This window comes from Streptomyces sp. S3(2020), assembly GCF_013044505.1.
In the GTDB taxonomy this organism is placed as follows: Bacteria; Actinomycetota; Actinomycetes; order Streptomycetales; family Streptomycetaceae; genus Streptomyces.
On sequence record NZ_JABERD010000533.1, the window covers coordinates 1 to 1,016 of the forward strand.

General features: G+C 70.5%; 1 pseudogene. It reads left to right on the top strand.

The features are described from left to right. Window positions 1–135: 135 nt before the first annotated feature. Window positions 136–1,016, top strand: a pseudogene (locus HLK59_RS50170) (winged helix DNA-binding domain-containing protein); the annotation flags it as partial.

The window sequence follows — 1,016 nt, forward strand, 5'->3', positions numbered from 1 at the left end:
CGGTGGCATAAGTATGATATGTGGTTGGAGTCGTGAGGCCGTATTCAGTCATGCTTTTTTTTCTAGTGGTACGGCGCGCCTCGAGGTCTACACTATCCTTGTCGTCGGCAGGGTCAGAGGTGTATAAGATACAGGCACGGGAGTGATCCGGCGGCCGTGTATCTGGCGGTGGGGGCCCGGTTGGCGGAGTCGGTGAAGACCGTGGGTGAGACCGAGCGGGCGTTGTACGACGACCGGGTGCTGGTGCGGATGCACGGCATGCGGCACACCGTGTTCGTGTTCCCCGCCGATCTCGTCGCGGTCGTGCATGCCTCGACCGGCGTCACCGTCGCCGCGCGGGAGCGTGCCTCGCTGGTCAAGGACATGGCCAGGGCGGGGGCGCCGGATGCCGTGTGGCTGGCGGAGGTCGAGGAGTCGGCGCTTGCCGCGCTCGGGCGGCGGGGCGAGGCGACGGCATCCGAACTCGCCCTGGACGAGCCGCGGTTGCGGGAGCGGTTCGTGTACTCCGCGGGGAAGAGCTACGAGGGTTTCCACACCGTCTCGACGCGGTTGCTGAAGGTGCTGGGCGCCGAGGGGAAGGTCGTACGGGGGCGGCCGCTCGGTTCCTGGACGTCCTCGCAGTTCCGCTGGGCGGTGGCACCCGCACATCCCGAACTCGACGTCGCCGAGGCGCAGGCGGACCTGCTCGGCCGCTGGCTCGCGGTGTGCGGGCCGGCCACGGAGGACGACCTGAAGTGGTGGACGGGCTGGAAGGTGACGGACGTCCGGCGGGCGCTGACCGCGATCGGGGCGGAGACGGTGGCCCTGGACGAGGGCACGGGGTGGGTCACGGCGGGGGACGACGAGCCGGTGGCCGGGCCGGCGGAGCCCTGGGCCGCGCTGCTGCCCGCCCTCGATCCGACGGCGATGGGGTGGCGACAGCGGGACTGGTATCTGGCGCCTGAGCTACGGCCCCCGCTCTTCGACCGCAGCGGCAACGTGGGGCCGACCGTGTGGTGGAACGGGCGGGTGGTGGG